Source organism: Methylobacterium frigidaeris (assembly GCF_022179185.1).
GTDB lineage: Bacteria > Pseudomonadota > Alphaproteobacteria > Rhizobiales > Beijerinckiaceae > Methylobacterium > Methylobacterium frigidaeris.
In genome coordinates this window covers 1-9550 of sequence record NZ_BPQJ01000091.1, presented here as the reverse complement: position 1 = coordinate 9550, position 9550 = coordinate 1, and the positions used below count along the sequence as shown (strand labels likewise).

The following is a 9550-nucleotide window of genomic DNA, read 5'->3' as shown; positions in this document are numbered from 1 at the left end:
AGCGCCGGCGCCCGTTCGGGCTTGTCTGGCACCGTCGAACGCGTCCGTTCGAAGGCGCGGCGGCCTTCCGGGCGGGATCGGAGACCTCGTTCGGACGCAGCGGCAGGGGAATGCGCGGGGTGCGTGGGGGCGAGCCCGCTCACGCGGTTTCGCGCATCGCCGCCGGTCCGATCGCCGCCCTCGATCCCGGCGGGCGCCGAATCGAGGCGGATGGCGCCGGGCCGCATCCGCCCTCGCTTCGAACCTGAACCACCTGGTCGGGCCGGTGGCCATGCGCGGCCGCCGGCGCCACGATGCAGTTCATGTCCCAGGGTCAGTTCCCGGGGGCGGCTCAGTTCCTCCTTCGCGGCTCGGCGATCTCGACGGGCCGGGCCGCGTCCCCCTCCCGGAGGAACGGCGCGGCCCGGACCACCACCCGGTCGTTCTCGGAGAGCCCGGAGCGGATCTCGATCTCGTCCTCGGAGAAGAGGCCGATCCCGACCGGGCGCGCCTCGACGCTGCGGCCGGTGGAGACGTACACGGCGGGGCCGTCCGGGCCGTTCACCAGGGCGGAGAACGGGATGGCGATCCCGCAGCTCTCGCCCACCAGCACCGTGCCCCGGGCGAACAGGCCGAGCCGGGCATCGCCCGCGGAGGCGAGCTGGATGCGCACCTGGCCGAGCTGCGTGGCCGGATCGGCGACCGGGGAGACGAGGCGAACCTTGCCGTTGATGGGGCCGAGCCCGATCGGCTTGATCGTCACTCCCTGGCCGGGGGCGAGGCGTTCGAGCTTCGCGAGCGGCGCCTCGGCCGCCAGTTCCAGCTCGCCCTGGGCGGCGATCACGAAGAGCGGATCCCGCCGGGCGGGGGCCGGGGCTCCCACCATCGCGGTGCTGCGGCCGACGAGGCCGGATACCGGAGCACGCAGGGTCGTCGGGCCGCCCGGCTGGCCATCCTCCGGCGAGAGCTGGGCCAGGGCCTGCCCGGCTCGCACCTCATCCAGAGCCTTCACGTAGACCTGGGTCACCCGCAGCCCGTCCCGGTCGGGACGGATCTGCACCTCCTGGCGCGGCACCAGCACGCCGGTCACATCGATCCGGTCGGAGAAGCAGCGGATCTTGGCGCGTGCCACGCTGACCACGGGGCCGGCCGGCTGGGCCGGTGCCGGGTCGCCCGCCGCGGCGGCGAGCCCGGGCGCGAGCGCGAGGCAGGCCGCGAGCAGCCTCGGAAAGGTTGGGTGCCACACGCGTCGTCTACTCCACCTGTCATGCCGGGCCGCCGCCGGCCGAATGGGATTCATGGGTCACGGACGCCCCTGCCGCCGGGGGGACGACCGGCCGGCGCCCTCCTGCGGCATCAGCATGTCGAGGAGACCGCCGACGCCACCGTTCCGGCCGCCCAGGAGGTCGGTGCCGACGGATTCGAGTCCCCGGGCCAGCTGCCCATCGTTCATCAGCCCGGCGAGGTCCACGTGGATCTGCGGGGCGTCCCATGTGCCGTTGATGATCACCGGCAGGCTGACATCGAGCAGGCGGGGCAGGGAGCGGGCCGCCGCCCGGGTGAGCCGCGGCTCGATCCGGAAGGAGAGGCTGCGCTCGCCGAGATCGACCGCGCCGCTGCCGGCCGCCGTGACGAGGGGGCCGGCGAGGGCGAGCTCCTCGGTGGCGGCCCGGCCGTCCTGGAGCTGGAAGCGCAGCGAGAGCCGGTCGAAGGTGGTGGTGTCGGCCGAGGAGACGCGCGCGGCCATGGATTGCACCACGCCCGGAATGTCGATGCCGACGAGGCGCCCGTTCTCCACCAGGAGCGCCGCCTTGCCCGAGAGGCTGCGCCGGATGGCGGTCCCGTCGCGTCCGGCGCCGCGCAGGTCGAGGGTCGCGCTCGCCGTGCCGTCGAGCAGGGAGAAGCCGGCGAGCCCCGACAGGAGCGGCAGTGCCCGGGCCCGGGTCAGCTCGACCGTCAGGGCGTGGCGCGGCGCGTCGTCCGGGGCGGCCGGGATCGTGGTGGCGAGGCGGCCCCGGACTTGCCCGCCATGGAGGCTGGCCGGTGCGAGCGTCGCATCCACCGACCCGTCGGCGAGCCGCAGGTCGAGGTCGACCTCGCCGAGGCGCGTCTGGCCGACGGCGAGGGCTGCCGCCCGCAGCCGGAGCCGCCCGTCGAAGAGGCGCAGGCCCGCCAGATCCGGCATCGCCGCCAAGCCCGAGGGGTTGCGGTCCGATGGGCGGCCGGCGGCCGGCGGCGTCCCGAGGGACAGCGCCTCGAAGCCGAGGTCGAGCCGCACGAAGGGTTTCTGCGCGAGGTCGACGAGGACGCCGCCGATGAAGCGGTCCGGGCCGAGGCTGCCCGAGAGGCGCGCGAGGGTGAGGGAGGCGCCCGAGAGGGTGGCGTCGGCGGTTCCGGCGAGGGGCGCGTCCGAGAGAAGCGGCGCCCGGCAGCTGAAGGCGATGGCCACCGGCGTCTCCGTCGCCGGCCCCGGCGCGCGCTCCGCCGGCGCGACGGTGAGGTCGCAGGTGCCGCGCGCGCCGCCCACCTGGCCCGCCAGCGTGACGGCGTGGCCGTCGCCCCGCGGCTGCGCGGTGGCGGAGATCCCGTCGAGGGCCGCGACGATGCGGCCCGCCTCCGTCAGGGCGAGGCTGCCGTCGCGCACCGCGATGCGCCGGGGCAGCGGGCCGGGGGAGGGGGGCGGCGCGGCTTCGCGCACCGGTCCGGCCTCGCGCCACCACTGCGCCGGCCAGCGCAGGACCGGGCGGACGATCTCGACCTCGTCCGGGCCGCCGGCCAGGAGGCCGCGCACCGTCCCGCCGAGCCGCACCGCGTCGATCGTCAGGCTCCCCGGCCCCGCCGGCCCGAGATCCGTCTTGGTCGCGACGTCGCGCAGGGTCACGCCGACCGGCCAGAGCGAGAGCGCAGCGCCGCCCATCGACCAGGGGCGCCCGGTCGCCGCCTCGAGGCGGGCGGCGGCGGTCCGCACGATCAGCGTTTCTCCCGCGAGGACGAGGGCGCCCGTGCCGGCCGCACAGGCGGCGGCGAGACCGAGCAGGAGGTTGCGAAGTGTCATGTCCAGCCAGCAACCTTCGAGCGCCCGCAAGCGGGACAAGACCGCAAATGCCGGGCGAAATCAATTGCCGGTCCGGACGATCGTCGGACGGGACAAGGCAGACCGAGCAAGACGGCGGCGGCAATCCCGGCCCGGGATGGTCCACGACGGGTCAGGGGCGCGAAGTCGCCGGGCAGAACGCCCCAATCGAGGGATGCCGGGGCTTCGCCCGGGAAACCGCGCCAGCTCTCGCCCGTGACTCGGCGCGAGGGGCAGGACGCAAGATTTCTTGCGTCGAGAGCTGTCGTGTGGTGCGCGCCGGCACTTGCTCGGGGCGGCAGTGGGGATGTAATTTGAACCCCATGAAACGGACGCTGCCTGCCCTTCTCACTCTCTCGCTCACGGTGTGGGCCACGGCGGCCGTTTCGGCGCCGGGAGACAAACGCATCGCCCTCGTGATCGGCAACGCCGCCTACGAGAGCTTCGGCCGCCTCGCCAATCCGGGCAACGACGCCGACGACATCGCGTCCGTCCTGCGCCGGGTCGGCTTCGAGGTGGTGGACGGACGGGACCTCTCGCGGCGCGACATGGACCGCAAGCTGGCCCAGTTCTCCCGCATCGCCCACGACGCGGACACGGCGCTGGTCTACTACGCCGGCCACGGCCTGCAGTACCAGGGCCAGAACTACCTCGTCCCGACCGACGCGCAGCTCAACGACGGGTTCGACGTCCGGTACGAGACCATCCCGGTCGAGAGCGTGATCGCCGCGCTCGACAGCGCCAAGGGCGCCCGCATCCTGATCCTGGACGCCTGCCGCGACCTGCCGCTCAAGGATACCGGCCGGCGCGACAGCGCCAGCGGCCAGGGTCTCGCGACCGTGGTCGGCCGCAAGGGCCTGATCATGGCCTACGCCACCCAGGCCAACAACGTCGCCTTCGACGGCACCGGCCGCAACAGCTTCTACGCCGCCGCCCTGATCAAGACGATGGCCGAGCCGGGCCTCGAGGTCGGGCAGGTGTTCCAGCGCGTCGCCATGTCGGTCTCCGTCGCGACCGGCGGCCGGCAATTGCCGGAGGTGACCCGCTCCTATCCGGGCGAGGTCTACCTGAACCGCGACGAGACCGACTTCCAGGCCTGGGGCCGCCTGCGCGGCAGCAACCAGATCGCCGAGCTGCAGAACTTCGCCACCAAGTATGCCAGCAGCTTCCTGCGGGACGACGCCCTCGCGCGCATCAAGATGCTCGAGGGCCAAGTCCGCCCGGCCGCGCCGTCCGCCGTCGTCGACGAGGCCCGCGCCCGCGAGGAGAAGCGCCTCGCCGAGGAGCGGAACGCCGCCGCCCGGCTCGACGAGCAGCGCCAGCGAGACAAGGCCCGCCGCGAGCAGGAGCGCCGCGACGCCGAACAGGCTCAGCTTCTCGCCCAGCGCAAGGAGGAGGAGCGTCTCGCGGAACTCCGCAGGGCCGAGGAGGCCTGGGCGGCGCGCGAGGCGGAGGCCCGGCGCTTCGCCGCGCAGGCCGTCCAGGAGGCCGAGCGTCAGGAGTCGGCACGGAAGGAAGCGGCCCGCCAGGAGATCGCGCGCCAGGAATCCGCCCGTCAGGAGGCGGCGCGTCAGGAGATGGCTCGCCTGGAGCAGAAGCACCGGGACGAGGAGAATGCCAGGATCGCCGCGGCGGCCGAGGCCGAGCGCCGCGAGGAGATGGCTCGCCTGGAAAGGGTGCGGCGCGAGGAGGATGCACGCATCAAGCTCGCGATGCTCGAGGCCCCGAAGATCGAGGATGCGAAGGCGGACGCCTCCAAGACCGAGATCCCGGCCGAGGCGGCCAAGACCGTCGAGCTCATCAAGCCGACCGAGAGCGCCAAGCCGGCTGAGGGGCCGGCCATCGCCTATGCCAGCCTGTCGATCAAGGAGGAGGTCCCCGCCACGACCGCCGCCCTGGACGCGACCGCGCCGGTCAACCAGGACCCGACCGTCCGCGCCGTGCAGGAGCGCCTGAACGCCCTCGGCTGCTACAACGAGAAGCCCGAGGCGAGCTGGGGCAAGCACTCGATGGAGGCGCTGGAGCGCTTCTACCGCGTGACCCAGGCCGGCGACGCCGCCCGGCCGGGCCTGACCCGCGCGGTCAAGATCGTCTCGCACATGCCGGACCAGTCGACGCTGAACATGCTGAACGGCTATAGCGGCCGCGTCTGCCCGGTCGTGTGCCCGACGGGGACCGAGCAGAAGGGCGATGCCTGCGTGCGCATCTCCTGTCCGCCGGGCCTCACGCTCGAGGGCGACGAGTGCCGCCCGGCGGTGAAGACGCAGCGCGCCAGCCTGCCGGCGGCGACCCCGCGCCCGGTCGAGGCGGTGAGGCCGGAACCGGAGCCGGCCCGGAAGGCCGCCGCGCCGGTCAAGGAGCCGCGCACCAAGCGCGCCGCGCTTCCCGAGCCGGAGCCTGTGAAGGCCAAGACTCCCGCGCCGAAGGCTCCGGTGGCCAAGCCCGCCGTGAAGGAGACGCCGCGCCCGGTCCGCGAGGCCGCCCGCCCGGTGGTGAAGCCGAAGGTGACGGTCGTGGAGCCGATCCGGGCCCGCGCCCGGGTTCCGGCCCTCGCCCGGCCGAGCTACAGCCCCGCCCCGGCCGCGGCGAGCACGGCGTCGAGCTACGGTTCGACCGAGATTGGCGCTTCCCGTTTCATGAGCCGGATGCCCTGACAGCGCCGCCACTGCGTGATCGAGAAGGCCGGTCCCCGGCCCGCGAGGCCGGCCTTTTGCTTGCGCGCCCAGCATGGGCGCGTTCTTGAGGGTGTGATACGACCTCTGGCTGATTGGATCAGCTTAGCTTTGGACCGGAAGCTGTTTTCCGGGATGGGCGAGAGTGCTGTCTGTCGCGAGAGCCGCCGATGTCTGGTTTGGTCGCACATCTGAGCGTGTCGGAGTTGGAGGAGCGGTTCACCGCCTGCCGTGAGACGCGTACGGCTCGCCAAACCCAGGCCATCTGGCTCTTGGCCAAAGGCCACAGCTTCCCCGAGGCGGCCGCGGCCACCGGCCTGAACCGCCCTGGGTTTCGCGGAGGCTCCAACTTCTGAGAGGATGGAGCCATGACGAAGCGAACAGCCCCTTTTTCGCCAGCGGTGCGGGAGCGTGCCGTGCGGATGGTGCGCGAGCACGAGGGCGAGCACGGCTCGCAATGGTCGGCGATCCAGTCGATTGCGGCCCAGATCGGCTGCTCGGGCGAGACGCTGCGGAACTGGGTGCGCCAGTCCGAGCGTGATCAGGGTGTGCGTCCTGGCCAGACGACGGACGAGCGCGAGCGGATCAAGGCGCTGGAGCTCGAGGTTCGCGAGCTACGCCAAGCCAACGAGATCCTGCGCAAGGCGAGCGCATATTTTGCTTTTGCCGAGCTCGACCGCCGGTTTCGGCCATGATCAGCTTCATCGACGATCATCGAGCCGTCTACGGGGTCGAGCCGATCTGCAGGGTGCTGCCGATCGCCCCGTCGACCTACTACGTGCACGCCGCTCGGCGTGCCGATCCCGACAAGCAACCGGTTCGTGCGCGCAGTGACGCCGCGTTGATGATCGAGATCCAGCGCGTGTTCGAGGCCAACTTCTGCGTCTACGGCGTGCGCAAGATCTGGCGGCACCTGGCTCGGGAGGGGATCGTGACCGCTCGGTGCACGGTGGCGCGGCTGATGCGCAAGATGGGCTTGGCGGGGGTGGTGCGGGGCAGGCGCGTGCGCACCACGATCCCCGACCCGGCCGCAGCCTGCCCCCTCGACCGCGTCAATCGCCAGTTCAAGGCTCCGCGGGCGAACGCCTTGTGGGTCAGCGACTTCACCTACGTGGCGACGTGGTCGGGCTTCGTCTATGTGGCCTTCGTCATCGATGTGTTCGCCCGGCGCATCGTCGGTTGGCGGGCCTCACGCAGCGCTCACGCGAGCTTCGTGCTGGATGCTCTGGAACAGGCGCTGCACGAGCGTCGTCCTGTCCAGGGCATCGGGCTGGTGCATCACTCGGACCGCGGCTCGCAAGACTTAGCGCTACGATACACCGAGCGTCTGGCCGGAGCAGGGATCGAGCCGTCGGCCGGCAGCGTCGGCGACAGCTGCGACAATGCCCTCGCGGAGACGATCAACGGCCTGTTCAAGGCGGAGGTCATCCACCGACGCGGACCCTGGCGCTCCTTCGAGGCCGTCGCGTACGCCACCCTGGAGTGGGTCGACTGGTACAACCACCGTCGCCTCCTCGCGCCGATCGGCAACGTCCCCCCGCCGAGGCCGAAGCGCGCTATCATGCTCACGTCGGCGACCAAGCCTTGGCAGCCTGACCCAAGCCAAACAGCCTCCGAAAAACCCCGGAGCGGTTCAACGACGTTCCGGAGGAAGGCTGCTCCCTCCATCTTGCCAGCACTTTCGTGGAACTCGACGTAGGTAAATTTCGAAACGCGGTCGATCGCCAGGTGCATGATCAGCTTGCCCTCGGCGTGGCGCAGCTCGCAGCTGTCGATATGCATGGAGCCGATTCCGTTACTCTTGAACCGTTTGCGCGCCTGCGCCGTCTCGGCTGCCGGAAGGCGAGAGATGCTGTGCCGTTGCAGACAACGATGTAGAGCGGAGCGGCTGAGGCTCGGGATCGTGTCACGCAAGCAGCCCAGAACATCGTCGAGCGGCAGCAGCGTTCGCCGCCGAAACTCGACCACGATCGCCTCCTCGGCCGGCGTCAGGACCGTGCTCCTGGGGGTCTTCTGCCCCATCGGCGCATCCGTCGTCATCGTCCGGTTGCGCTACTTCGCGACCGTCTTGGGGTTCAGACCGTACTCGGCGGCAAGGGCTCGGCTATTGTCTTGCGACGCTTGGAGCTCGGCTCGAACACGCAGCGTCGTGCGGGCGCTGCCGTGAAGAACTCCTGCCATCATGCATCCTCAGCCCGACGTGTCAGCGCCTATGATGCACCATCACACGTCGGGACTGCGCACTTTTAGACCGAGGTCGAGCACCACGACACTTTGTTGTAGTGTATCAACTGCGGCGGTTCAGCGTAGATCATTCCACCACTCGGCGAGGCCTTGTGGGGAGGCGGTGCCCGGCTTGTCCACGGTCCATCTGAGGCGGCGGTAGTCGCTCGGCGATAGGCCGTAGGCCGCCTTAAAAGCGCGGCTGCAATCCGACTCGCTTGAGAAGCCGCAGGCCTGGGAGAGATCAGCGATCCGACCGGCCTCGTCCGGCTGCGCCAGCAGGGCACGCAGGCGGGCGAGCCGGCGGGACCGGACCAGGCGGGCGACGCCACCGCTCGGCTCAAAGGCTCGGTAGAGCACTGAGCGCGACACGCCGATGGCCCGAGCTAGATCGTCTGGCGTTGTTCCCAAATGCGCGTCTATGTAGAGTCGCGCACGGCGGCGGCAGGCCGCCGCACTGGCCGTCCGCAACGCCTCCGCCAACGGCGGGGCCCGGCCTGCAAGGGCGACGGCGAGGAGCTCCGAAGTCACACGTTCTAAGCGCTGGCGGTCGCCCACACCATAACGAGGCATCTCGTCGAGCGCCGAGCGCAGGAACCCAGTGAGCAGGCGTGCGCGGTCGTGCGGCAGGACCGCACCGTGCAGCCGCCCAGGCTCGGGCACGGCCGCCTCGATCACGTCGCGGGGGGCAGAGAGGGTGATGACGCGGGCCTGGCTTGCCCGCGTCTCCATAGGCTGGCTCATGTCGATGAGGGCACATTCGCCCGGCCCGACGATCCGACTGCCCTCCGGCGTACCGACCGCCAGGGCTCCGTCGAGAACGAGTTGTGCCGTGAAATGGTCGAAGCCGTTGCGCAGAACCCGCCGGTGGGGGCGCACATGCGCGACGCCCTGAAGCTGTCGGTCGAACAGGATCATGCCGCCGAGCCGCTCGGCCGTGACCGCGACCGCGAAGGTCTCGTCGAGCCTCACCGCGTCGGCCGCTGTCGCGTAGAGATCGTGATACGCCTCGAAGCCGCACTGACCAGAGGGTGCTGCGACATCGGTCGAGAACCTCAGACTTACCGCTCGGCGGCCCACAGCTCCTATTTCGGACATACGTTGCTCGACCGAGTTATCGGTTGTTACCTGTAGCGCAAAAAGATCGCGCAACGCAAGATCGAACCCTTGGGAACGCCGTTCCGTCGCCATCCCGGGGGTGAGGCGCGCCTCGACGTCGTCGCGGCCGTCCTGGCGTACCGGTGGTCAGCGAGTGAGCTGACTGTCGAGGATGCGAGTCCGGCCCGACGGCGGAATGCGGTGAGGACGGCGATCCTGCTGGCGCCAGTCTGAACCGCCTAACCCCCCCTAAGACGGGCAGGGACAAGCCAAAGTCACAGCCTTCACCTACGACAATGCCCTAGCGGTAATCGCCTTGCAGGCGTGCGGCGACCTCCCGCGCGCCCGCCGCATCGGCGACGCCCTGCTGCACGCCCTCGGCCACGATTGGACCTTCACGGACGGCCGGATCCGCAATGCCTACCGGGCGGCCCGGTCCCCGAGGGGGCGGCCCTACTGCCCGGCTGGTGGGACGCGCGGCAGAAACTATGGGCGGAGGACGCCT

Annotated in this window: 4 protein-coding genes, 3 pseudogenes and 1 other annotated feature; of the genes and pseudogenes, 3 read left to right on the top strand and 4 right to left on the bottom strand. The window is 71.1% G+C overall.

Going from position 1 to position 9550, the window contains the following annotated elements; translation table 11 throughout:
- Window positions 1-331 precede the first annotated feature (331 nt).
- Both MFF64_RS35860 and MFF64_RS35855 read right to left on the bottom strand, forming a co-directional pair.
- The gene (locus MFF64_RS35860; protein WP_238193785.1) at window positions 332-1225 is read right to left on the bottom strand and encodes an efflux RND transporter periplasmic adaptor subunit; all 894 of its coding nucleotides are present in this window, start codon (window positions 1223-1225) and stop codon (window positions 332-334) included.
- Between the two features lie 57 nt (window positions 1226-1282).
- Window positions 1283-3034: an AsmA family protein gene (locus tag MFF64_RS35855; protein WP_238193784.1), complete on the bottom strand. Its 1752-nt coding sequence runs from the start codon at window positions 3032-3034 to the stop codon at window positions 1283-1285.
- A gap of 341 nt (window positions 3035-3375) precedes the next feature.
- Between MFF64_RS35855 and MFF64_RS35850 the strand changes: the two genes are divergently transcribed.
- On the top strand, window positions 3376-5706 hold the full coding sequence (locus MFF64_RS35850) for a caspase family protein (RefSeq protein WP_238193783.1): 2331 nt from the start codon (window positions 3376-3378) through the stop codon (window positions 5704-5706).
- A 386-nt stretch (window positions 5707-6092) separates the two neighbouring features.
- A pseudogene (locus MFF64_RS35845) lies at window positions 6093-7320 on the top strand (IS3 family transposase).
- Window positions 6374-6490, top strand: a sequence feature (AL1L pseudoknot). Its footprint overlaps the pseudogene before it by 117 nt.
- Window positions 7321-7359: 39 nt before the next feature.
- On the opposite strand, the pseudogene MFF64_RS35840 reads toward MFF64_RS35845, so the two are convergent.
- Both MFF64_RS35840 and MFF64_RS35835 read right to left on the bottom strand, forming a co-directional pair.
- Window positions 7360-7905 (bottom strand): annotated as a pseudogene (locus tag MFF64_RS35840) (transposase family protein); the annotation flags it as partial.
- A gap of 120 nt (window positions 7906-8025) precedes the next feature.
- Window positions 8026-9138 carry a helix-turn-helix domain-containing protein gene (locus MFF64_RS35835; protein WP_238193782.1) on the bottom strand — a complete coding sequence of 371 codons (1113 nt, stop codon included), beginning with the start codon at window positions 9136-9138 and terminating at the stop codon, window positions 8026-8028.
- 184 nt (window positions 9139-9322) lie between these two features.
- Between MFF64_RS35835 and MFF64_RS35830 the strand changes: the two are divergent.
- Window positions 9323-9550: pseudogene (locus MFF64_RS35830) on the top strand (hypothetical protein); the annotation flags it as partial.